At 63.8% G+C, this 23,522-nt stretch carries 22 protein-coding genes; 13 read left to right on the forward strand and 9 right to left on the reverse strand.

Annotated elements, in window-relative coordinates:
* The first annotated feature begins 90 nt into the window (after positions 1–90).
* From ald to ACFOEV_RS12040, 3 genes are all read left to right on the forward strand, one after another.
* Complete coding sequence (gene ald, locus ACFOEV_RS12030) at positions 91–1,206, forward strand: alanine dehydrogenase (RefSeq protein ID WP_386774216.1); 1,116 nt, start codon at positions 91–93, stop codon at positions 1,204–1,206.
* Positions 1,207–1,299: 93 nt separating this feature from the next.
* Positions 1,300–2,313, forward strand: a complete 1,014-nt coding sequence (gene trpS / locus ACFOEV_RS12035; protein ID WP_386774218.1) for a tryptophan--tRNA ligase — start codon at positions 1,300–1,302, stop codon at positions 2,311–2,313.
* Positions 2,314–2,456: 143 nt separating this feature from the next.
* Complete coding sequence (locus tag ACFOEV_RS12040) at positions 2,457–4,136, forward strand: NAD-dependent malic enzyme (protein ID WP_386774220.1); 1,680 nt, start codon at positions 2,457–2,459, stop codon at positions 4,134–4,136.
* A 118-nt stretch (positions 4,137–4,254) separates the two neighbouring features.
* On the opposite strand, the gene acnA is transcribed toward ACFOEV_RS12040, so the two are convergent.
* Positions 4,255–6,999, reverse strand: coding sequence for an aconitate hydratase AcnA (acnA, locus tag ACFOEV_RS12045; RefSeq protein ID WP_386774222.1), 2,745 nt, complete (start codon positions 6,997–6,999; stop codon positions 4,255–4,257).
* 233 nt (positions 7,000–7,232) lie between these two features.
* Here acnA and ACFOEV_RS12050 point away from each other — a divergent pair, with 233 nt between their 5' ends.
* The 3 genes from ACFOEV_RS12050 (at position 7,233) to trxB (ending at position 9,326) form a co-directional block, all read left to right on the forward strand.
* Complete coding sequence (locus tag ACFOEV_RS12050) at positions 7,233–7,442, forward strand: CPXCG motif-containing cysteine-rich protein (RefSeq protein ID WP_386774224.1); 210 nt, start codon at positions 7,233–7,235, stop codon at positions 7,440–7,442.
* A gap of 143 nt (positions 7,443–7,585) precedes the next feature.
* Complete coding sequence (locus tag ACFOEV_RS12055) at positions 7,586–8,188, forward strand: peroxiredoxin (protein WP_386774226.1); 603 nt, start codon at positions 7,586–7,588, stop codon at positions 8,186–8,188.
* Positions 8,189–8,372: 184 nt separating this feature from the next.
* The gene (gene trxB, locus ACFOEV_RS12060; protein ID WP_386774228.1) at positions 8,373–9,326 is read left to right on the forward strand and encodes a thioredoxin-disulfide reductase; all 954 of its coding nucleotides are present in this window, start codon (positions 8,373–8,375) and stop codon (positions 9,324–9,326) included.
* A gap of 233 nt (positions 9,327–9,559) precedes the next feature.
* Here the strand turns inward: trxB and ACFOEV_RS12065 are convergent, their stop codons facing one another.
* The gene (locus tag ACFOEV_RS12065) at positions 9,560–9,811 is read right to left on the reverse strand and encodes a SlyX family protein (RefSeq protein ID WP_386774230.1); all 252 of its coding nucleotides are present in this window, start codon (positions 9,809–9,811) and stop codon (positions 9,560–9,562) included.
* 135 nt (positions 9,812–9,946) lie between these two features.
* Between ACFOEV_RS12065 and ACFOEV_RS12070 the strand changes: the two genes are divergently transcribed.
* Positions 9,947–10,411, forward strand: coding sequence for a cold-shock protein (locus tag ACFOEV_RS12070; protein ID WP_386774232.1), 465 nt, complete (start codon positions 9,947–9,949; stop codon positions 10,409–10,411).
* A 59-nt stretch (positions 10,412–10,470) separates the two neighbouring features.
* Here the strand turns inward: ACFOEV_RS12070 and ACFOEV_RS12075 are convergent, their stop codons facing one another.
* The 7 genes from ACFOEV_RS12075 to map form a co-directional block, all read right to left on the reverse strand.
* Positions 10,471–10,857 (reverse strand): hypothetical protein, encoded by a 387-nt coding sequence (locus ACFOEV_RS12075; protein ID WP_386774234.1) that lies wholly within the window; start codon positions 10,855–10,857, stop codon positions 10,471–10,473.
* Between the two features lie 8 nt (positions 10,858–10,865).
* Positions 10,866–12,044, reverse strand: coding sequence for a succinyl-diaminopimelate desuccinylase (gene dapE / locus ACFOEV_RS12080; protein ID WP_386774236.1), 1,179 nt, complete (start codon positions 12,042–12,044; stop codon positions 10,866–10,868).
* Positions 12,045–12,108: 64 nt separating this feature from the next.
* A complete protein-coding gene (dapD, locus tag ACFOEV_RS12085) occupies positions 12,109–13,134 on the reverse strand; it encodes a 2,3,4,5-tetrahydropyridine-2,6-dicarboxylate N-succinyltransferase (protein WP_386774238.1) in 1,026 nt (341 codons plus the stop codon).
* 48 nt (positions 13,135–13,182) lie between these two features.
* Entirely contained in the window at positions 13,183–13,527 is a 345-nt protein-coding gene (locus ACFOEV_RS12090) for an ArsC family reductase (RefSeq protein ID WP_386774240.1), read from the reverse strand.
* Between the two features lie 12 nt (positions 13,528–13,539).
* Positions 13,540–14,736, reverse strand: a complete 1,197-nt coding sequence (gene dapC / locus ACFOEV_RS12095; protein ID WP_386774242.1) for a succinyldiaminopimelate transaminase — start codon at positions 14,734–14,736, stop codon at positions 13,540–13,542.
* Positions 14,737–14,868: 132 nt separating this feature from the next.
* On the reverse strand, positions 14,869–17,544 hold the full coding sequence (locus tag ACFOEV_RS12100) for a [protein-PII] uridylyltransferase (protein WP_386774244.1): 2,676 nt from the start codon (positions 17,542–17,544) through the stop codon (positions 14,869–14,871).
* 7 nt (positions 17,545–17,551) lie between these two features.
* Positions 17,552–18,343 carry a type I methionyl aminopeptidase gene (gene map, locus ACFOEV_RS12105; RefSeq protein ID WP_386774246.1) on the reverse strand — a complete coding sequence of 264 codons (792 nt, stop codon included), beginning with the start codon at positions 18,341–18,343 and terminating at the stop codon, positions 17,552–17,554.
* 322 nt (positions 18,344–18,665) lie between these two features.
* On the opposite strand from map, the gene rpsB reads away from it, so the two are divergent.
* From rpsB to ACFOEV_RS12135, 6 genes are all read left to right on the forward strand, one after another.
* Entirely contained in the window at positions 18,666–19,400 is a 735-nt protein-coding gene (gene rpsB, locus ACFOEV_RS12110; protein ID WP_386774248.1) for a 30S ribosomal protein S2, read from the forward strand.
* A 171-nt stretch (positions 19,401–19,571) separates the two neighbouring features.
* On the forward strand, positions 19,572–20,441 hold the full coding sequence (gene tsf, locus ACFOEV_RS12115) for a translation elongation factor Ts (protein ID WP_386774249.1): 870 nt from the start codon (positions 19,572–19,574) through the stop codon (positions 20,439–20,441).
* Between the two features lie 127 nt (positions 20,442–20,568).
* Positions 20,569–21,345, forward strand: coding sequence for a UMP kinase (pyrH, locus tag ACFOEV_RS12120; RefSeq protein ID WP_386774251.1), 777 nt, complete (start codon positions 20,569–20,571; stop codon positions 21,343–21,345).
* A 4-nt stretch (positions 21,346–21,349) separates the two neighbouring features.
* Entirely contained in the window at positions 21,350–21,907 is a 558-nt protein-coding gene (frr, locus tag ACFOEV_RS12125; RefSeq protein ID WP_386774253.1) for a ribosome recycling factor, read from the forward strand.
* A gap of 50 nt (positions 21,908–21,957) precedes the next feature.
* Positions 21,958–22,731 carry a polyprenyl diphosphate synthase gene (uppS, locus tag ACFOEV_RS12130; RefSeq protein WP_386774255.1) on the forward strand — a complete coding sequence of 258 codons (774 nt, stop codon included), beginning with the start codon at positions 21,958–21,960 and terminating at the stop codon, positions 22,729–22,731.
* The gene (locus ACFOEV_RS12135) at positions 22,724–23,521 is read left to right on the forward strand and encodes a phosphatidate cytidylyltransferase (protein WP_386774257.1); all 798 of its coding nucleotides are present in this window, start codon (positions 22,724–22,726) and stop codon (positions 23,519–23,521) included. The genes uppS and ACFOEV_RS12135 overlap by 8 nt, the downstream gene beginning before the upstream one ends.
* Position 23,522 lies beyond the last annotated feature (1 nt).

Genomic DNA, 23,522 nt, shown 5'->3' on the forward strand with positions numbered 1-23,522 from the left:
GTGTGGTTTTATCATGATTGCTCCGCTGTGCTGTAATGAGACATAGACGTCTCATCGCGTCGCGATCTCACACGTTAATTCGGAGGTGTCATGAAGATTGCCGTGCCCAAGGAAATCAAGAACCACGAGTATCGCGTGGCGCTGACACCTACTGGCGCCCGCGAGCTGGTGAACCGAGGTCATCAGGTCAGACTGCAGGCGGGTGCCGGGGAGGGTGCCGGCTTTCCCGACGCCGACTACGAAGCGGTGGGAGCCTTGCTCGAAGCCGATGTTGCCAAACTGTGGGAGGACGCCGAACTGATCCTCAAGGTCAAGGAGCCGCAGCCCGAAGAGGTCGAGCGTCTGGCCGAAGGGCAAATCCTGTTCACCTACCTGCATCTGGCAGCCGAGGAGGAGCTTACTCGGGGCCTGATGAACAGCGGGGCGACCTGCATCGCCTACGAAACCATCACCAGCCCCCAGGGCGGCCTGCCATTGCTGGCGCCGATGAGCGCGGTAGCGGGGCGTATGGCGGTGCAGGCCGGTGCCCACAGCCTGGAGAAGGCCCAGGGTGGTGCCGGCATGCTGCTGCCGGGGGTGCCGGGGGTGCCGCCGGCCCGGGTCACGGTGATCGGCGGTGGTGTGGTCGGTGAAAATGCAGCCCGCATGGCCCTGGGATTGGGAGCCGAAGTCACGATTCTCGACAAGTCGTTATCGCGCCTGGAGGTGTTGGATCATCGCTATCAGGGACGCTTGAAGACAGCCTACTCCACGACCGACGCCATGGAGGAGGCGATCCGTGAATCGGATCTGATCATCGGCGCGGTACTGGTGCCCGGTGCGGCGGCCCCCAAGTTGATCACTCGCGCCCAGCTCAAGGACATGAAACCCGGTAGCGTGCTGGTCGACGTGGCCATCGACCAGGGCGGCTGTTTCGAGACCAGCCGGGCGACCACCCATGCCGAGCCGACCTATGTGGTCGATGGCGTCGTACACTACTGCGTGGCCAACATGCCCGGCGCCGTGGCGCGGACCTCGACCCAGGCACTGACCAACGCCACCTTGCCGTTCGTCATGGCGCTGGCCGACAAGGGCTGGAAACGGGCGCTGGCTGACGATCCGCATTTCCTGCCCGGACTCAACGTGCATGCCGGCCAGGTGACCTATCCCGCGGTGGCCGAGGCCTTCGGCCTGGACAGTGTCGATCCCGCTAGCCTGGTGAAGTAAAGGACGCACGACACGCCACCCCGGTCGCCTTGACCGGGGTGGCGCGGTAAACTGGGTCCACTTGCCATTTACCCAGTGGATCAGTCCGATTTCATGACCAAGACACGTGTTCTTACCGGTATCACCACCACCGGCACGCCGCATCTCGGCAACTACGTCGGTGCCATCAAGCCAGCCATCGCCGCGAGCCAGGACCCTAGCGTCCAGTCCTTCTACTTCCTCGCCGATCTGCACTCCCTGATCAAGTGTCAGGACCCGCGGCGGGTGCAGGAGTCGCGACTGGAGATCGCCGCCACCTGGCTGGCGCTGGGGCTGGATACCGACAACGCCATCTTCTATCGCCAGTCGGACATTCCCGAGATCCCCGAGCTCACCTGGCTACTGTCCTGCGTCTGTGCCAAGGGGCTGATGAACCGTGCCCACGCCTACAAGGCGGCGGTAGCGGAGAACGAAGCCGCCGGTGACCAGGATCCCGACAAGGGCATCACCATGGGGTTGTTCGGCTATCCGGTGCTGATGGCCGCCGACATCCTGCTGTTCAACGCCCACAAGGTGCCGGTGGGGCGTGACCAGATCCAGCATATCGAAATGGCCCGCGACATGGCCGGGCGCTTCAACCACCTCTACAAGGGCGACTTCTTCACTCAGCCCGAGGCGGTGGTCGACGAGAAGGTGGAGGTGCTCGGTGGTCTCGACGGACGCAAGATGTCCAAGAGCTACAACAACACCATTCCGCTGTTCGTGTCCGAGAAGAAGCTGCTCAAGCTCGTCCGCAAGATCAAGACCAACTCGCTCGAGCCCGGTGAACCCAAGGATCCGGACACCTGCACCCTGTTCCAGATCTATTCGGCCTTCGCCACCGTGGAGGAAAGCGAAGCCATGCGCCAGCAGTATCTCGAGGGGATCGGCTGGGGTGAGGTCAAGAATCGGGTCTTCGAGTATCTCAATGCCTACCTGCGCGAACCCCGCGAGCGTTATCTGGCGCTGATGGAGGACCCAGGCCATATCGAGGCGGTCCTCGAGAAGGGCGCCGAGCGGGCCCGGGCCGAGGCCGCGTCCCTCATGGACCGCTTGCGTCACGCGGTGGGACTGGGTCGCTTCATCTGATCCCCTCAAGGAGAGAACCTCGTGCCCCGGCTCTGGCCGGGGTACGTCCTTATCGGGGCCCGTCATGGTAAAGTAACGGCCTCAGGCGCCGCCAAGAGCGTCTACGGTCCAGACCCGATGTCCACAATCGCGCGAGACGAGAGATGAACGAACCAGGCAAACGACCGCTGTACGTGCCCTATGCCGGGCCCACCCTGCTGGAAATGCCGCTGCTCAACAAGGACAGTGCCTTTACCCTCCAGGAACGCATCGCTTTCAACCTGATCGGCCTGCTGCCGCACAACGTCGAGTCCATCGAGGAACAGGCCGAGCGCGTCTATCGCCAGTACCGGCTGTGCCAGAGTGACCTCGCCCGGCATATCTTTCTGCGCGCCATCCAGGACGACAACGAGACGCTGTTCTTCCGCCTGCTGGAGGAACACCTCGAGGAGATGCTGCCGATCATCTATACGCCCACGGTGGGCGAGGCCTGCGAGGAATTCTCCAATATCTATCGCAACCATCGCGGCCTGTTCATCTCCTATCCCGACCGCGAATACATGGATGACATCCTGCGCAGTGCCACCAAGGACAAGGTGAAGGTGATCGTGGTCACCGACGGCGAGCGTATTCTGGGCCTTGGGGATCAGGGTATCGGCGGCATGGGCATTCCCATCGGCAAGCTGTCGCTGTACACCGCCTGCGGCGGCATCAGCCCGGCCTACACGCTGCCGATCATGCTCGACGTGGGAACCAACAATCAGGCGCTGCTCGACGACCCCATGTACATGGGCTGGCGTCACGAGCGGATCTCCCAGGACGAGTACGATGCCTTCGTCGCCGACTTCATCACCGCGGTGAAGCGTCGCTGGCCGAATGTGTTGCTGCAGTTCGAGGACTTCGCCCAGTCCAATGCCATGCCGCTGCTCGAGCGTTACCGCGACGAACTGTGCTGTTTCAACGACGACATCCAGGGCACCGCGGCGGTCTGCGTGGGGACCCTGATGGCGGCCTGCAAGGCCAAGGGCGAGAAGGTCAGCGACCAGCGTGTGGCGTTCGTCGGCGCCGGCTCGGCGGGCTGCGGCATCGCCGAGCAGATCATCGTGGCGATGCAGGCCGAAGGGCTCTCGGAGGCCGAGGCCCGGGCACGAATCTTCATGATCGATCGGCATGGCCTGTTGACCGCCGACATGGACGGCCTCTACGACTTCCAGTCACGCCTGGCGCATGCGCCGGCCAAAGTGGCGGAGTGGGGCACACGTGGTTTGCTGGAAGTGGTGCAGAATGCCCGTCCCACGGTACTCATCGGTGTCTCCGGCCAACGCGGCCTGTTCACCAAGGAGGTGATCCAGGCGTTGCACCAAGACTGCGCTCAGCCGCTGGTAATGCCGCTGTCCAATCCCACCTCGCGGGTCGAGGCCACCCCCGAGGAGATTCTCGGCTGGACCGACGGCCAGGCCCTGGTGGCGACCGGCAGCCCCTTCCTGCCGGTGACATTGAAGGGCGAGACGTTCCCCATCGCCCAGTGCAATAACGCCTACATCTTCCCCGGCATCGGCTTGGGAGTGATCGCCGCCAAGGCCTCGCGGGTGACCGATACCATGCTGATGGCGGCCTCCAATGCGCTGGCCAAGGGGGCGCCCATGGTCAAGCATGGTGAAGGCGCGCTATTGCCGGCGCTTGGCGATATCCGCGAGATCAGCCAGGCCATCGCCTTCGATGTCGCCAAGCAGGCCCAGGCGGATGGCGTGGCGCTGACCAGTGACGACGAGACGCTATGGACGGCCATCGAGCGCAACTTCTGGTACCCGCGCTATCGCGAGTATCGTCGCCGGGCGTTTTGAGCCACGGGCCACGAGCTACGGGCAGTTTGCGGGTGTTCGAAACCGACCACAATTCTGCTCGAAGCTCGAAGCTCGAAGCTCGAAGCTCGAAGCTCGAAGCTCGAAGCTCGAAGCTCGATCATGCCGTACCGATCATCTTGCGCAGCACGTAGTGCAGGATGCCGCCGTGGCGGTAGTACTCCAGCTCGTTGGCGGTGTCGATACGGCACAGCGCCTCGAGCTTCTTCTCGCCCTTGTCGCTGCCGATCGTCACCTCGACCTTGCCGCCCGGGGTCAACTCGCCGAGCCCTTCGATGGAGATCGTCTCGTCGCCGGTCAGGCCCAGTGTCTTGCGGCTTTCCCCCTCGGGGAACTGCAGCGGCACCACCCCCATGCCGATCAGGTTGGAGCGGTGGATGCGCTCGTAGGACTCGGCGAGCACCGCGCGCACGCCGAGCAGGCGAGTGCCCTTGGCCGCCCAGTCGCGTGATGAGCCGGTACCGTACTCCTTGCCGGCAATCACCACCAGGGGCGTGCCTTCCTCCTGGTATTTCATCGCCGCGTCATAGATCGCCATCTGCTCGCCGCTCGGCACGTGGCGGGTATAGCCGCCCTCGACGCCGGCGAGCATCTCGTTCTTGATGCGCACGTTGGCGAAGGTGCCGCGCATCATCACCTCGTGGTTGCCGCGCCGCGAGCCGTAGGAGTTGAAGTCGAGCGGTTTGACGCCGCGCTCCTGCAGGTAGCGCCCGGCAGGGCTGTCGGGCTTGATGGCGCCGGCCGGTGAGATGTGGTCGGTGGTCACCGAATCACCGAGCATGGCCAGGATGCGGGCGTCCTTGATGTCCTCCACTGGCGCGGGCTCCCTGCCCATGCCCTCGAAGAATGGTGGGTGCTGGATATAGGTGGAATCTTCCGACCATTCGTAGACCTGGCTCTGCGGTACGTCGATGGCCTGCCAGACCTCGTCGCCGTCGAAGACCTCGGCGTACTCCTTACGGAACATGTCGGTCTTGACCTGCTCCACCGCTTCGGCGATCTCGGTCTGGGAGGGCCAGATATCCTGCAGGTAGACCGGCTTGCCGTTCCGGTCGACGCCCAGCGGTTCCTTGGAGAGGTCGAGGCGTACATTGCCGGCCAGGGCGTAGGCCACCACCAGCGGCGGCGACGCCAGCCAGTTGGTCTTGACCAGTGGGTGTATGCGACCCTCGAAGTTGCGGTTGCCGGAGAGTACCGAGGCCACGGTCAAGTCGCCGTCTTCGATGGCCTCTTCGATGGCTTCGGGCAGTGGCCCGGAGTTGCCGATGCAGGTGGTACAGCCATAGCCCACCAGGTTGAAGCCCAGCGCGTTGAGGTCGTCCTGCACGCCGCCGGCAGCCAGGTAGTCGGTGACCACCTTGGAACCCGGCGCCAGGGAGGTCTTGACCCAAGGCTTGGTCCTGAGCCCTTTCTGCAGCGCCTTTCTGGCCAGCAAACCGGCGGCCATCATCACGCTGGGGTTGGAGGTGTTGGTGCAGGAGGTGATGGCGGCGATCACCACGGCGCCGGGGTTGAGCTTGAAGGCCTCGCCGTCGAGGGTGACGTCCTGGCTGTCGTGATGCTCGTAGCTTTCCTCGATCCCCACCGCGGTCTGGCCGCCTTCGGAGAACAGGCGTCCCTTCTCGGTGGACGGCAGTTCCCCGCCGTTCTCGTGCATCAGCTTCTCGAAGGTGGCCTTCATGTCGGACAGCGCGACTCGGTCCTGAGGCCGCTTGGGACCGGCCAGGCTGGCTTCGACGTCGCTCATGTCGAGGTGCAGGGTGTCGCTGAAGATCGGCTCGGCACCCGGCTCTCGCCACAGGCCCTGTTCCTTGCAGTAGGCTTCCACCAGCGTCACCTGGGGCTCGCTGCGGCCGGTCAGGCGCAGGTAGTTCAGCGTTTCGTCGTCGACCGGGAAGAAGCCGCAGGTGGCACCGTATTCCGGGGCCATGTTGGCGATGGTGGCGCGGTCGGCCAGCGGCAGGTCCTGGAGACCGTCACCGTAGAACTCGACGAACTTGCCGACCACCCCCCGCTGGCGCAGCATCTGGGTCACCGTCAGCACCAGGTCGGTGGCGGTGATGCCCTCGCGCAGCTTGCCGGTCAGCTTGAAGCCGACCACTTCGGGGATCAGCATCGAGACCGGCTGGCCGAGCATGGCGGCTTCGGCCTCGATCCCACCCACGCCCCAGCCGAGAATGCCCAGGCCGTTGATCATGGTGGTGTGGGAGTCGGTGCCCACCAGGGTGTCGGGATAGGCGAAGGTCCTGCCGCCTTCCTCCTTGGCCCATACCGTCTTGCCCAGGTACTCCAGGTTGACCTGATGGCAGATGCCGGTGCCCGGCGGCACCACGCGGAAATTGTCGAAGGCGTCCTGCCCCCAGCGCAGGAATTCATAGCGCTCGCGGTTGCGCGCCATCTCGATGGTCACGTTGTCGCGAAAGGCGGTGGGATTGCCGTACTTGTCGACCATCACTGAGTGGTCGATGACCAGGTCCACCGGTGACAAGGGATTGATGCGTGAAGGATCCTCGCCGAGTTTCGCCACTGCGGCGCGCATCGAGGCCAGGTCGACCACCCCTGGTACCCCGGTGAAATCCTGCATCAGCACCCGCGCCGGGCGATAGCCGATCTCACGGCTCGAGCGTGCCTCTCGTTGCCAGTCGACCAGCGCCTGCACGTCCTCGCGGGCAACGCTCTCGTCATCGGCGAAGCGTAGCTGATTCTCGAGCAGTACCTTGAGGGTGATGGGCAGCCGTGAGATGTCCCCCAGCGCCTCCGCCGCCTTGGGCAGGCTGTAGTAGTGATAGACGCGCTCGCCCACCGTCAGGCAGGCAAGCGTGTTCGGTACGGAATCGGCGCTCATGGTCTTCTCCTCATCGGTGAAGGGTCATCCGGGCGGGACTATTCGTATCACATGGTCATGATAGATGCTGTTTTCAAGCACTGCCGATGGCTCCAGCCGACCGGCCTCAGCGACTATGCTGTGAAAGAGGGCCGGCGATTCGTCCCGGCTCGATCACAACGACTTGAAAGCATCGTGCACTGCCCCCAATGTACATGGCTTGGTGGGCAGTGCTGTCGTGTAGGGGGCGCAGCATGCATGAGGAAATGTTGACCTCGCAAACGGTGCACTGCCCGTATTGCGGCACCGAATTCGACCTGCTGGTGGATGCCAGTGAGGGGAGCCATCAGACTTGGGAGGACTGCCCGCGCTGCTGCGCGCCGATCCAGGTCCGGGTGGCGGTATCGCTGCATAGCGGTGAGCTCGAAGGCATAACCCTCTGCCGCGATGACGAGGCCTTCTAGGGGCTGGTCACGGCTCAGGGCCGGATAGGGATTGGCTATATTGCCGATTGGGCTTATCAAATTGCGCTATTCTGGCATCTGCCTTTAGGCTGGATGTCGTTTTTCACCCTCCATTGATTCACCTCAATCTCAAGGAGATTTGCATGAGCGTACTGGTTGGACGTCAAGCACCCGATTTCGAAGCTGCGGCTGTCCTGGGTGACGGTTCCATCGTCGAGAATTTCAAGCTGTCCGACAGCAACGGCAAGCTGCGCGTGCTGTTCTTCTGGCCGCTGGACTTCACTTTCGTGTGCCCGTCCGAGATCATCGCCCACGACAACCGTCTGGCGCAGTTCAAGGAGCTCGGCGTCGAAGTGATCGGGGCGTCCATCGACTCCCAGTTCACTCACCACGCCTGGCGCAAGACCGCGCCGGAGAAGGGCGGTATCGGTGAAGTCGGCTTCCCCATCGTGGCCGACGTCAAGCACGAGATCACCCAGGCCTACGGCATCGAACATCCGGAAGCCGGCGTCGCCATGCGCGCCTCCTTCCTGATCGATGAACACGGTGTCGTCCAGCACCAGACCGTCAACAACCTGCCGCTGGGTCGCAACGTCGACGAGATGCTGCGCATGGTCAAGGCGCTCAAGCATCACCAGAAGCACGGTGAAGTCTGCCCGGCCGGCTGGGACGAAGGTGAGGAAGGCATGCAGGCCGACGCGGAAGGCGTCGCCAAGTACCTGGGCGCTCACTCCCAGGAACTGTGAGCCTTCGGGCTGGCAGCGAGGCGGCCTGCGGGCCGCCTCTTTGCATTGCGACCCGCGAGGTGAGGCGGTGTTACAATGAAAATGGTGCAGTGCACTGTGGCATGGTGATACGGCGGTCATGCCAGAATGCATCTGTTGTCAACTGGACAGCTTTTCCCGTCAGCTCGAGTCCCGAGGTTTCCTTATGAGCGAAGTGCGCCACGAACGCCTGATCATTCTCGGCTCCGGCCCGGCCGGTTATACCGCCGCCGTCTATGCCGCCCGCGCCAACCTCAAGCCGCTGCTGATCACCGGCATGCAGGCCGGTGGTCAGTTGACGACCACCACCGATGTCGACAACTGGCCCGGTGACGATGTCGGCGTGCAGGGGCCCGAGTTGATGGAGCGCATGCGCAAGCATGCCGAACGCTTCGATACCGAGGTGCTGTTCGACCATGTCAACGAGGTCGAGCTGCGCGAACGTCCCTTCACCCTCAAGGGCGACAACGGCACCTACACCTGCGATGCGCTGATCATCGCCACCGGTGCCAGTGCCCGCTACCTGGGGCTGCCTTCCGAACAGCGCTTCATGGGGCAGGGAGTGTCTGCCTGCGCCACCTGTGACGGCTTCTTCTACCGCAATCAGGAAGTCGTGGTGGTGGGCGGCGGCAACACCGCCGTGGAAGAGGCCCTGTACCTGTCGAACATCGCCTCCAAGGTGACCCTGGTGCATCGCCGCGACAGCCTGCGGGCCGAGAAGATCCTGCAGGACAAGCTGTTCGACAAGGTCGAGAACGGCAATATCGCGATCGAGTGGAACCATACCCTCGACGAAGTGCTGGGCGATGACACCGGCGTGACCGGTGTACGCCTGAAGTCCACCGAGAATGGCGCGACCAAGGAGCTATCGGCACCGGGCGTGTTCATCGCCATCGGCCATACGCCCAACACCGCGATCTTCGAGGGTCAGCTCGATATGCAAGGCGGCTACATCAAGGTGCGTTCGGGGCTGGACGGCAACGCCACGGCCACCAGCGTGCCGGGGGTGTTCGCGTCCGGCGATGTCATGGATCACGTCTACCGCCAGGCGGTCACCTCGGCGGGCAGCGGCTGCATGGCCGCGCTCGACGCCGAGCGTTATCTCGATGAACTGGCCTAGGCTATTGGCTTCGGGCTTCGGGCTTCGGGCTTCGGGCTTCGGGCTTCGGGCTTCGGGCTTCGGGCTTCGGGCTTCGGGCTTCGGACTTCGGGCTTCGGGCTTGATACAATCTTGCCGTAGCTCGTAGCTCGTAGCTCGTAGCTCGTAGCTCGTAGCTCGTAGCTCGTAGCTCGTAGCTCGTAGCTCGTAGCTCGTAGCTCGTAGCTCGTAGCTCGTAGCTCGCGCGCAGCGCGTCAATAATGCGGCGGCCTGTCCTCCTCGGGCTGCCAGCCGCCTTCCCTGTCGTCGCCCGCCTGTAGCGCCTGCTGCTGCTCACGCAGACGACGCTGGATCAGGTCGCTGATGCGTTCGAGCTGCGACAGCCGCTGTTCCTGGGCGGCCACCGCCTGGTCCAGGGTATCCAGCCAGTGTTCCTGATAAGCGATGCGGCTCTCCAGGTCGTCGAGCCGTGCCCGCTGGTGCGCGAGCGAGACGTCCGCTGTCATGTTAGAATCATCTGGTTGAGTGTTGCCGTTCATCGCGACACCTTCGCTGTGTAAGTCGACGCCCAGTGCTCCTCGTGCCGCTGGGCATTCATCATGATCGTTTATCCATTGCCACAACAAGAGAACTCGAGGTCCATGAATCGCAAGGTCTTACTTCGTTGTAGTCTGATAAGTCTGTTACTCGCTGCTCCTGCTCCGTTGTTGATCGCCCTGTTCGTTTCCTTCACCGGGGGCGTTCTGTCGCGGGAACTGTTTGCCGCTCTCGAACTCGGGGGGGTGGGCGCCGTCTATCTGGCCGCGGCCGTGGCGGTGTTCGTGCTGTTGCTGGCCGCCACATTGGCGCTCAATGTGCTGACCCCGCAATTGGCTACCCTGGCCGAGGTCGAGGACGATGATCGCGAGATCGGCGAGGTCAAGTGGTTCAACGTCAACAAGGGGTATGGCTTCATTACCCGTGACAGCGGTGAAGACGTCTTCGTGCATTTTCGCGCCATTCGCGGCAAGGGGCATCGTACCCTGGCCGAAGGCCAGAAGGTACGCTACCACGTGATCGAGAATGAGCGCGGATTGCAAGCCGATGATGTGACAGTTATTACCTGACGTTGCCGACACACGATTCGGCGCCCCGCCCGGCTCTGCCTGGTGGGGCGTCGTCGTATTTACTGCCCCGAATCCGGCCAGTCGATCGCCTCCTCCCGACCATCGGGCAGGACCCGCCAGAAGCGATCGGGATCGTCGCCGGGCTGCCAGCCGCCCAGCGAGCAGCGCACTTCGCAGTCGAGCCGCATGGCGGCCTCGCGGGCGCAATCCACGTCCCGCGGCCAGGGGGTGGCACTGCTGTCGAACCACAGGCTGGCGTAGCCATCCGCCGCTTGCTCCACCAGCAGCACGGGAATGCGATGCCCGTCGCTATGACCGGTGGTGCGCGCCTGACGCTTGCCGCTGCGTTGCAGGGGCGGGGCATCCAGGCATTCAGCGAGCCAGGCGTTCAAGGTGTCGAGGGATACCCGGGCCAGGTAGATTTCGATATCGGGATAGCGCTGCATGTGGGACCTCAGTAGGCCGGCGAGGGAGCGACGAACAGGCGTTCGAGAATGGCCTCGTAGATATCGCTCAGGGTGTCCAGGTCGGCGGCGCGAACCCGTTCGTTGACCTTGTGGATGGTGGCATTGAGCGGTCCCAGCTCGACCACCTGGCTTCCCAAGGTGGCGATGAAGCGGCCATCGGACGTCCCGCCCGCGGTGGACAGCTCCGGCCGTCGGCCCAGCACGTCCTCGACGCCGGCCAGCGAGGCGTCCACCAGTTCGCCTGCGGCGGTAAGGAAGGGTTCGCCGTTGAGCGTCCAGTCGAGGCGGTAATCGAGCCCATGGGCATCGAGAATCGCCTCGGCACGTTCGCGCAGTTGCCAGTGGGTGACCTCGGTGGAATAGCGGAAGTTGAAGATCACCTCCAGATCACCGGGAATCACGTTGGTGGCGCCGGTGCCCGAGCGGATATTGGAGATCTGGAAGCTGGTGGCGGGGAAGAAGGTGTTGCCATCGTCCCAATGCTCGCGTACCAGGGCGTCCAAGGCCGGGGCGGTTTCGTGGATCGGGTTGCGCGCCAGGTGGGGATAGGCCACATGGCCTTGCATGCCCTTGACGTGCAGCACGCCGCCCAGCGAACCGCGTCGCCCGTTCTTGATCACGTCGGCGAGGGCATCGGTGGATGAGGGCTCGCCGACGATGCAGTAGTCGAGGCGCTCGTGGGCCTCGCGCAGGTGCTCGACCACCGCCCGGGTACCATCAATGGCCGGGCCTTCCTCGTCGGAGGTGATCAGGAAAGCGAGCTTGCCGTCGTGCTCCGGGTGCGCGGTCACGAAGCGCTCCACGGCGGTGACCATTGCCGCCAGGCTGCCCTTCATGTCGGCGGCGCCTCGCCCGCAGAGCATGCCGTCGTCGTCGATGCGCGGTTCGAAGGGCGGGTACTGCCAGTGAACGTCCGGGCCGCTGGGCACCACATCGGTATGGCCCGCGAAGGCCAGCACCGGACCGTGATGGCCGCGAACCGCCCAGAAGTTCTCGACATCACCAAAGGGCAGGCGGTCGACATGAAAGCCCAGCCGCTCGAGACGCTCGATCATCAGTGCCTGGCAGCCGACATCGTCGGGGGTCACCGAGGGGCGGCGCATCAGGTCGATGGCCAGTTCGAGGGTCGGCGAAAGAGGGCTGGCGGCGGGGTCGGGAATGGGCATGCGTCATCCTGGGTGGCGAATCGAAAGGCAGTGGCGGCGCCCACCGATGGGGGCGCCGCTGCGATCAGTCGTTGGCGTGCAAGGCTTCGTTCAGCGCAATGGCGCTCTTGTTGGTCAAGCACTCGATGCGGCCATTGAGGGAGTTGCGGCGCAGCAGCAGGTCGTCCTGGCCGGCCAGTTCGCGGGCTGCCACGGTCTTGACCTCCTGGCCCTGGTCGTCGAGCACCATGACCTTGGCGCCGGCGGTGATATACAACCCGGCCTCGACGGTGCAGCGGTCGCCCAGCGGGATGCCGATACCGGCATTGGCGCCGACCAGGCAGCCTTCGCCGACCTTGATGATGATGTTGCCGCCGCCGGACAGGGTGCCCATGGTCGAACAACCACCGCCCAGGTCGGAGCCCTTGCCGACTGTCACGCCGGCGGAAACGCGCCCCTCGATCATGCCCGGCCCCACGGTGCCGGCGTTGAAGTTGACGAATCCTTCGTGCATCACGGTGGTGCCTTCGCCGAGGTAGGCGCCCAGGCGCACGCGTGCGGTGTCGCCGATGCGTATGCCCTTGGGCACCACATAGTCGGCCATCTTGGGAAACTTGTCGACACAGTCCACTGACAGGTGACGACCTTCCAGGCGGGCCTTGAGACGCCGTGCCGGCAACTCCTCGATGTCGATGGCGCCTTCGTTGGTCCAGGCCACATTGCGCAGCAGGCCGAACATGCCGGTCAGGTCGATGCCATGCGGTTCGACCAGTCGATGCGACAGCAGGTGCAGCTTGAGATAGACCTCGGGGGCGCTTTGCGGCGGTTCGTCGGTTGCCAGGAACATCGCCACCAGCGGCCGATGGCTCGAGGCCAGCGTTTCGGCGAGTTCGGCCTGCTCGGCGTTGCCGGCGGCCTGGAAGGCCTTGGCCAGCTCGCTGCAGTGCTCGGGCAGGAAACTGACCGCCGCGTTACCTGCGGGCGCGTCCAGCACTCGCTGGGCCGCTTCGACCAGGCGTGCATCGGGTTCGAGCAGTGGCGCAGGATAGTAGATTTCCAGCCAGTCGCCCTGGGTGTTCTGGGTGCCGATTCCGAGTGCGAAGCTCAGCATGGGGGATGTCCTCTAGCGTGATGAAATGAAGAAGGGCCTGGCAGGCGGCTAGCCCATCAGCCTGTCGTATTCGCCGTCCCGGTAGCCGACGAGGATCGTGTCGCCGGTATCCAGCAGCGGGCGCTTGATCAGTGTCGGGTGTCCCAGCATCAGCTCCCGGGCACTGTCGGCATCGATGTCCCGTTTTGTGGCCTCGTCGAGATGGCGCCAGGTGGTACTGCGCTTGTTGAGCAGCGTCATCACCGGGACCTGTGTCAGCAGGTGCTCGAGCAGGGCCGCCGACAGGCCGTCCGCGCGCAGGTCGTGGAACTGGTAAGCAATACCCTTGCTGTCCAGTACCTTGAGGGCCTTGCGACAAGTATCGCAGTTCTTGAGGCCATACAGGGTCAGCATGTGTGGAACTCCTTAGCGACGTTCGAGGAAGCGACGGATGCGATGTGCGCCTTCGACGGTGGCCTCGACGTCGGCGACCAGTGCCAGGCGCACCCGTCCGGCCCCGGGATTGGAGCCATCGGTGCTGTCGCGACTCATGTAGCGTCCGGGCAATACGCTGACGTGCTCCTCGGCGTAGAGCGTTCGGGTGAAGGCTTCGTCGTCACCGCCAGGGACCGCCGGCCATAGATAGAAGCTGGCCTCTGGGGTGGGAAAGTCCATCACCGGGGCGAGGATCTCGGTGACCGCGGCGAACTTTTCGCGATAGGCATCGCGGTTGGCACGGACGTGCGTTTCATCCTGCCAGGCGCTGATCGAGGCGCGTTGCAGCGGTAACGACATGGCGCAGCCGTGATAGGTGCGATAGCGCTTGAAGGGGGCGATCAGTGCCGCGTCGCCTGCCACGAAGCCCGAGCGCAGCCCCGGCAGATTGGAGCGCTTGGACAACGAGTGGAAGACCAGGCAGCGTCGATAGTCGTGGCGCCCCAGTACCGCGCAGGCCTGCAACAGGCCGGGAGGGGGAGCGGCTTCATCCAGGTACAGTTCCGAATAGCACTCGTCGGAGGCGATGATGAAGTCGAACTCATCGGCCAGCGCCAGCAGCCGCTGGAAGTCGGACAGTGGTGTCACCGCGCCGGTGGGGTTGCCCGGTGAACAGAGGAAGACGATCTGCACATTGCGCCAGGTGTCGGGGCTTACGGCGTCGAAGTCCGGGCGAAAGTCGTGATCGTCACGGCAGTCGAGGTACAGTGGCTCGCCGCCGGCCAACAGCGTGGCGCCCTCGTAGATCTGATAGAAGGGGTTGGGCACCGCGACCTTGGCCGGGCGCGAGCGATCCAGGGCGGCCTGGACGAAGGCGAAGATCGCCTCGCGGGTGCCGTTGACCGGCAATACCTGGGCGTCCGGGTCGAGACCCTCGAGCCCGAAGCGGCGTCGTGCCCAATCGGCAATCGCCGCGCGCAGTTCCGGAAGACCCTGGGTTGCCGGGTAGCGCGCCATTTCGTGGCGATAGGCATGCAGCGTCTCGAGCGCCTTCGCATAGGGTGCATGCTGGGGCTCGCCGATGGTCAGCGGGATATGGGCCAGCGCCTCGGGAGGCGCGACACCCGCTTTCAGCGTGGCGAGTCGCTCGAAGGGATAGGGCTGCAGGGCGTCGAGATCGGGGTTCATGGGTGTCCTGGCTGCCCCTCGCGGAGGCGCTTTATCGTTATCGGGGCGCGATGCCTTTGGCGCCGTGCCGAGTGTCATGCATAGGCAGGCGATTATAGGGAAGCTGCCCCGGCGCCTCAAATTCGGCAGGGGTTAGACACTGAGCACTTCGGTCAGCCGCGCGCGCAGGCGCTCCTGGCGCTCGGGGTCGGTGAGCGGCTGGCCTGCCTTGGTGGTAATGAAGAACACGTCCTCGACGCGTTCGCCGAGGGTGGCGATCTTGGCCGCCGACAGGGCGATGTCCTGCTCCATGAAGATACGCCCCACCCGGGCCAGCAGGCCGGGGCGGTCGGGAGCCACCAGCTCGAGCATGGTGCGCTCGTTGGCCGGGTCCTGCTCGATGGCGACCTGGGTCGGCACCTTGAAGTGCTTGAGCTGGCGCGGCGTGTGGCGGGTGACGATCTGTGGATAGTCGTCCGGGTCGTCGAGCTCCTCCTCCAGGTGGCGACGGATGTCGTCGAGCCGGGCCTTGTCACGAATGGGATCGCCGTCGTCGTCGAGGACGATGAAGGTGTTGAGCGTCCAGTCGTTGCTCGAGGTGGCGATGCGCGCGTCATGGATCGACAGCCCGAGCTGCTCCATGGCCGCGGCGGTGGCGGCGAACAGGTCATCCACCGAGCGGGTATGGATGAACACCTTGGTGCCCCCTTCGGCCATGTCCTCGGTGGGTGCGCTGATCAGGATCAGCGGCAGTGGGGAGCCGTCGTGGGCCAGAATGCCCTGGGTCTGCCACACGATCTCGCTGGGCGCATACTGCAGGAAATAGTCCTCGCCCAGCGACTCCCAGAGGCGGTCGACCCGCCGGAGATCGGCACCGACGGTGGCCAGCAGGCTGCGTGCCTCCTCGCGGGTTTCACGTACCCAGTCGTCACGGTCCAGGGGATTCTCCAGGCCACGGCGCAGGGCGCGCTTGGTCTCGGCGTGCAGCTGACGCAGCAGCGAGGCCCGCCAGCCGTTCCACAGCGAGGGGTTGGTGGCGTTGATGTCGGCCACGGTCAGTACGTAGAGGTAGTCGAGGTGAACCTCATCGCGCACCTGGACCGCGAAGTCGCGAATCACGTCGGGGTCGGTGATGTCGCGCTTCTGGGCGGTCTTCGACATCAGCAGGTGGTTCTCCACCAGCCAACTGACCAGTCGGGTGTCGCGAGGCGACAGCCCATGGCGCTCGCAGAATGCCTCGGCATCGCGGGCGCCGAGGATCGAGTGATTGCCGCCACGGCCTTTGCCGATGTCGTGATAGAGGCCGGCGATCCACAGCAGTTCGAGCTTGGGTAGCTGATGGACCAGCACCGCCGCCACCGGGAAATCCCCGCGGCCCTCGGGCTCGCGGAAGCGCTGCACGAACTTCAGCAGGCGCAGGGTATGGGCGTCGACGGTATAGATATGGAACAGGTCGTGCTGCATCAGCCCCACCGCCTGGCCGAATTCCGGCAGGTACTTGCCAAGCACGCCGTAGCGGTTCATGCGTCTGAGCTGACGCGCCACGTTGCCGCCGCAGCGCAGCAATTCCATGAACAGGCTCTGATGGCGGACGTCGTCGCGGAACAGGTCGTCGATGCGGTGGCGGTTGTCACGGATCAGGCGGATGGTCGAGGCGCGCACGCCCTCGATTTCCGGGTGCTGGGCCATTAGCAGGAACAGCTCCAGCAACGCCGCCGGGCGGTGGTGGAAGACCCGCGGGTGCCGCGCCTGGATATAGCCGCCCTTGACCTCGAAACGGGCGTTGAGCGGCTTGGTTTCGAGCTTCTCGTGACCGCGCAGGATCACCTCGTCGAAGTGCTGCAGCAGCATGTCGTTGAGCCCGGCCAGCGCCGTGACGTGGCGATAGTAGCGCTTCATGAATTGCTCGACGGCCAGTCGCTCGGGAGTATCGCGGTAGCCGAACAGCTCGGCGATGGTGCGCTGGTGGTCGAACAGCAGGCGGTCCTCGGCACGCCCGGTGAGCATATGCAGGGCGTAGCGTACCTGCCATAGGAAGGCTTGGCCCTGGCTGAGGATGCGCAACTCGGCGTCGTTCATGAAGCCGCTGTCGACCAGGTCCTCGTAGCGCTGGCTGTCGAAGTGTCGCTTGGCCACCCAGCCGATCATCTGGATGTCGCGAAGCCCACCGGGCGAGCTCTTGATGTTGGGCTCGAGGTGGTACTCGGAGTTGTTGTAGCGATAATGGCGGGCGATCTGTTCCTGCCACTTGGCCTCGAAGAAGCGATCCGCCGGCCACAGTCGGTCGGTGGAAAGGCGTGCCTGCATGGCTTCGCGCAGCCGCTCGGGGCCGGCCAGGGTGCGGGTTTCCAGAAGGTTGGTGATCACCGTGACGTCGGCTGCAGCCTCGCGTTCGCAGTCGGCGAGCGAACGCACGCTGTGGCCGATCTCCAGGCCGATGTCCCACAGCAGGGTGATGAACTCGGTCAGCGGCTCTCGATAGGACGTGTCATCATCGTCTTCGAGCAGCAGCATCAGGTCGATGTCCGAGTGAGGGTGCAACTCGCCACGCCCATAGCCGCCCACCGCGAGCAGCGCGATGCCGTCGTCGGGCCAGGCATGTCGCGACCAGGCGATTTCCAGCAGGCGATCGAGGCACCAGGCACGACCGTGGATCAGGTCGCGAATATCGGCGCCCGCGCGGAAACGCGCATCGAGGCGTGTCTGTATCGCTCGCAAGGCCTCCTTGAAGGGGGCGATGGGTGAGCGGTGACTGTCGAGCTCGGCGCGCAAGGCCGCCGCGTCAAACAAGCTCTCGTCGGGTGCAAAGCGATAATGGTGCAGTAGCATAGGGTGGCTAAGCTTCGAGGAAGCTTAGGTCTTCTTCGCCGCGGGCGGTAAGCACTTCGACCCCCGTCGCGGTGACCAGCAGGGTATGTTCCCACTGCGCGGAGAGGCTCTTGTCCTTGGTGACCGCCGTCCAGCCGTCGCGCAGCACCTTGGTGCGGTAGCCGCCGACATTGATCATCGGTTCGATGGTGAAACACATGCCTTCCGCCAGTTCGATGTCGGCCTCCGGGGCGTAGCCATCGTAGTGCAGCACCTGGGGTTCCTCGTGGAAGACCGCGCCGATGCCGTGGCCGCAGAAATCACGTACCACCGAATAGCCGTTGGCCTCGGCGTGCTGCTGGATCGCCCTGGCCAGCGCCGAGAGGCGAGCACCGGGGCGCACCTGAGCGATGCTGTGGTACAGGCACTCCTGGGTGACACGCGACAGCCGCTCGCCCTGGATGCTCTCGCCGATGATGAACATCATGCTGGTATCGCCGTGGTAGCCGTCGGCGGTCTTGACGGTGATGTCGATGTTCATGATGTCGCCTTTCTTGAGCTTCTTGGCGTCATCGGGGATGCCGTGGCACACCACATGGTTGATCGAGGTGCAGATCGACTTGGGAAAGCCGTGGTAATTGAGCGGCGCGGGCGTGGAACCGAGTTCGTGGACGATGTAGTCGTGGCACAGGCGATCCAGTTCGCCAGTGCTGACGCCGGCCTGGACATGCGGGGTGATCATTTCCAGCACGCTGGCAGCCTGGCGTCCGGCTTCGCGCATCTTGTCGATCTCGTCGGGCGTCTTGATGGGAACGTTCATGGACTCTCGAAAGCTGGGGGTGGAGTGCCGGCCCGGTGGCGCGTGACCAGAAGCAACGAGGGCTTGGCAACGAGGCGGGCGTCTTCATCTTGGTGTCGATCTATGGTATAAAGCTGCGCGCTTTCCTGCAATCGTTGTGCCGGTCGCCGTCAACTCGCATTTGAGCGATGCGTTGCCGGCAACGATACTGGAAAGTGCGTATCAAGAACGCCTTGAAATCACACATGCACCGTCACATGGTCCCGGGTGCTGTCGGTTCATCCCGGCGGTCGGATCCATGGGGTGCATGGAGGCCTAACCCGATAGTTTTCAGGAGTCATCCATGGCACAAGTCAATATGCGTGACCTGCTCAAGGCAGGCGCCCACTTCGGCCACCAGACCAAGTACTGGAACCCGAAGATGAGCAAATTCATCTTCGGTGCGCGCAACAAGATTCACATCATCAACCTCGAGCACACCCTGCCGGCGCTGAATGAAGCGGTCGATGTGGTCGAGAAGATGGCTGCCGCCAACAACAAGATCCTGTTCGTGGGCACCAAGCGCAGCGCCAGCAAGATCATCAAGGAAGAGGCGAACCGGGTAGGCATGCCCTTCGTCAACCATCGCTGGTTGGGCGGCATGCTGACCAACTACAAGACCATCCGCGTTTCCATCAAGCGTCTGCGCGAACTCGAAGCGATGCATGAAGACGGCACCTTCGACAAGCTGACCAAGAAGGAAGTGCTGATGGCGACCCGCGAGCAGGACAAGCTCGAGCGTTCCGTGGGCGGCATCAAGGAGATGGGCGGTCTGCCCGACGCGCTGTTCGTGATCGACGTCGACCATGAGCGCATCGCCATCAACGAAGCCAACAAGTTGGGCATCCCGGTCATCGGTGTGGTCGATACCAACTCCGACCCGGATGGCGTCGATTACGTGATCCCCGGCAACGATGACTCCATCCGTGCCATCCAGATCTACGTGCAGGCCATCGCCGATGCCTGTGCCAAGGCGAAGGAAGGTCGTCCCGATGAATTCGTCGAAGTCTCCTCCGAGACCAACGAAGTCGCCGAGTGATGTCACCGCACCTGCCCTGACTGTCACAACGGTGCGCCAGACTGGCTGGGCCGCCATGACAGGCGGGGTGGGTGGGAAGGGGGCTTTGGCCCCCTTTTTCCCGCCGCCTTCATCCGGCCCGCGGGATGCGTTTCCCCCCGAATACCGACGTCAAATCTAGAGGTTACTATCATGGCAGCTATTAGCGCGTCTCAGGTCAAGGAACTGCGCGAGCGCACCGGACTCGGCATGATGGAGTGCAAGAAGGCACTCACCGAGGCCGGTGGCGATATCGAGAAGGCCATCGAGGACCTGCGCAAGAATTCCGGCCTCAAGGCCGCCAAGAAGGCCGGCCGTACCGCCGCCGAAGGGGCCGTCGTCACCCGCGTTGCCGAAGATGGCAGCTACGGCGTGATGCTGGAGGTCAATTCCGAGACCGATTTCGTCGCCCGCGACGAGAACTTCACGGCATTTGCCGACAAGGTGCTGGCCAAGGTCTTCGAAGCCAAGTCCGACGATATCGCCGCCATCATGGCCGGCGAGCTGGAAGAGACTCGTGAGCAGCTGGTGCAGAAGATCGGCGAGAACATCTCCGTGCGTCGTGCCTGTGTCGTCGATGCGCCGCAAGGCGGCCTGGTCGGCGAATACGTCCATGGCGGCCGTATCGGCGTGCTGACCCTGCTCTCCGGCGGTTCCGCCGAGGTGGCCAAGGACGTCGCCATGCACGTCGCCGCCATCAATCCGGCCGTGGCGCGCCCCGAAGACATGCCCCAGGAACAGCTCGACAAGGAGAAGTCGATCATCCTGGCCCAGCCCGACATGGCCGGCAAGCCGGCGGAGATCGCCGAGAAGATGGTTCAGGGCCGCCTGAAGAAGTATCTGGCCGAGAACAGCCTGACCGAGCAGCCCTTCGTCAAGGACCCGAACCAGAGCGTAGCCGCCTACGTCAAGGCAGCCGGCGGTGAAGTGGTCGGTTTCGTGCGCTTCGAAGTGGGCGAGGGCATCGAGAAGGAAGAGGTTGATTTTGCCAAGGAAGTGATGGAACAGGCTCGCCGTAGCTGAGGTCCGATCTTCCAGGTTCGTGATGGCGTGCGCGCGAGCGCACGCCTTCGTGTATCCGTCTGACGGTTTTTGCCAGCCGTCGATTGAAGCGCCAGAATTCCCGACGACGTGTCAAGGAGACCTGCCCATGCCCTCATCCCCGGAGTATCCCGCCGCTGCGGAACGTAGCAGCAAGGCCGAGCGCGGTGCCAAGTCGAAGTACAAGCGTATTCTGCTCAAGCTGTCCGGCGAAGCCCTGATGGGTGAACATGATTTCGGTATCGACCCCAAGGTCCTCGACCGCATGGCGCTGGAAATCGGCCAGCTGGTGGGTATCGGCGTGCAGGTGGGTATCGTGGTGGGAGGAGGAAACCTGTTCCGCGGCGCGGCGCTGAACGAGGCCGGCATGGATCGCGTCACCGGTGACCACATGGGGATGCTGGCCACGGTGATGAATGCGCTCGCCATGCGCGATGCGCTGGAACGTTCCAACATCCGTTCGCGAGTGATGTCGGCGATTCCCATGAGTGGCGTGGTCGAACATTACGATCGTCGCACCGGCATTCGCTACCTGACCTCGGGAGACGTGGTATTGTTTTCCGCCGGAACCGGTAATCCGTTCTTTACCACGGATTCGGCGGCCTGCCTGCGTGGTATCGAGATCGATGCCGATGTGGTGGTCAAGGCCACCAAGGTGGATGGGGTCTACGACAAGGACCCGGTCAGGTACCCCGATGCAGTGAAATACGAGCGCCTGACCTACGATGAAGTGCTTGACCAGAAACTTGGCGTGATGGATTTGACCGCTATCTGCCTGGTGCGGGACCATGACATGCCAGTTCGTGTCTTCGACATGAACAAGCCTGGGGCGCTGCTGAATCTGGTCGTGGGTGGCAAGGAAGGCACGCTGATAGATAGAGGGTAGAACCGTGATCAACGAGATCAAGAAAGACGCCGAATCGCGCATGAAGAAGAGCCTAGACGCCCTCCATGCCAACTTCAACAAGATCCGAACCGGCCGCGCGCATACCAGCATCCTGGATTCGGTGACCGTGGACTATTATGGTTCGCAGATGCCGATCAACCAGGTGGCCAGCATCAACGTCGAGGATGCGCGCACCCTGTCGGTGGTGCCTTGGGAAAAGAGCATGGTGCCCAAGGTGGAAAAGGCCATCATGACGTCCGATCTGGGTCTGAATCCGGCGACGGCCGGCAGCGTGATTCGCGTACCGATGCCGATGCTCACCGAGGAGACCCGCAAGGGCTATATCAAGCAGGCGCGCAGTGAGGCCGAGGGTGCCCGGGTCGCGGTACGCAACGTGCGGCGCGATGCCAACAGCGACATCAAGGCACTACTCAAGGAGAAGGAAATCTCCGAGGACGAGGAGCACCGTGCCGAGGACGAGATCCAGAAGCTGACCGACAAGTACATCGCTGAGATCGACAAGCTGCTGGAAGCCAAGGAACATGATCTGATGCAGGTCTGAGGACAGGCGGACGCTTGCGTCCGCTGCCTTTTTCCTCCATGCGAGACCCCATGACTTCACCGCAGTCTTCCAAGTCCCGGCAGTGCGACCTCTCGCATTGCGGGCCGCCACGGCATGTGGCGATTATCATGGATGGTAATAACCGCTGGGCCCGTGCCCGGGGGCTGTCCAGTGTGCGCGGTCACCGTGCAGGTGTGGAATCCGTTCGCGCCGTGATTCGTCGTGCCGCCGAGCGCGGCGTCGAAACCCTGACGCTGTTCGCCTTCTCCAGCGAGAACTGGAAGCGACCCGCCGCCGAGGTCAGTGCGTTGATGGAGCTGTTCCTGATGGCGCTCAAGCGTGAGGTCAAGAAGCTCCATGAGCATGACATCCGCCTGACGGTCATCGGCGCACGCGAGGGCTTTTCGTCGTCGATCCAGAAGCATATCACGCGTGCCGAGCACCTCACCCGCGACAATCGCGGCATGCACCTGGTGATCGCCGCCAATTACGGCGGGCGCTGGGACATCGCTCAGGCGGCGCGGCGCCTGGCCGAGCGAGTCGAGGCCGGCGAGTTGACAGCCAGCGAGATCGACGAGCGCTCGCTGGATCGAGAGACCTGCCTGGCCGACGAGCCGCCGGTGGACCTGTGCATTCGCACCAGTGGTGAACAGCGAATCTCCAACTTCCTGCTGTGGCAACTGGCGTATGCCGAGTTCTACTTCACGCCACTGCTGTGGCCGGATTTCAATGGTGAGGCCTTCGATCTGGCCATCGACGACTTTTGCCGGCGGCAGCGCCGCTTCGGCATGACCGACGAACAGATCGAGGCGCAGGGTGCTTAGACAACGCGTACTGACAGCGTTGATATTGGTGCCGCTGGCGCTGGCCGGCCTGTTCGGGTTGAGCGGCGCCCCCTTTGCCCTGTTTACCGGTGCCATCGTGCTGCTTGCGGCATGGGAATGGGTCAATCTGGCTGGATTCGAGGCCGCGAAGGTGCGACTGGTGGGGGTGGCGAGCGTCGCATTGGCCATGCTGCTGTTGTGGGGCAGCGGCGCGGCGCATGCCGTCTGGCCGCTATGGCTGGGGGCTATCGGCTGGCTGGCCAATCTCTATTGGATCGTGCACTACCCCGAACGGCAGGAACAGTGGAGGGCACGCCCTCGTCGTCTAGTGATGGGGCTATGGATATTGTTGCCCTGCTGGGTGGGTTTCATCGCGCTGCGCGACAGCGGCGCCGAATGGCTGCTGTTCGTGCTGCTGCTGGTGTGGTGCGCCGATACCGGCGCCTATTTCGCCGGTCGCGCCTTCGGTCGACACAAGTTGGCGCCGCGAGTCAGTCCTGGCAAGTCCTGGGAGGGCGTGCTGGGCGGCATGGCGGCCGCGACGCTGCTGGCGCTGGTCTTTGCGGTGTGGCTGGGGCTAAGCGTCGGCCAGACCCTGGGTCTGGTGGTAATCACCCTGATCGTGACCCTGGTCTCGGTGCTTGGTGATCTGCAGGAGAGTATGCTCAAGCGTCTCCGCGGCATCAAGGATTCCAGCGCCTTGCTGCCGGGTCATGGCGGTGTGCTCGACCGCATCGACAGCCTGACGGCAGCGGTGCCGGTCTTCGCCCTGTTGCGGCTATGGATATGAG

It is taken from the genome of Litchfieldella rifensis, from assembly GCF_042646605.1.
Taxonomy (GTDB): domain Bacteria; phylum Pseudomonadota; class Gammaproteobacteria; order Pseudomonadales; family Halomonadaceae; genus Litchfieldella; species Litchfieldella rifensis.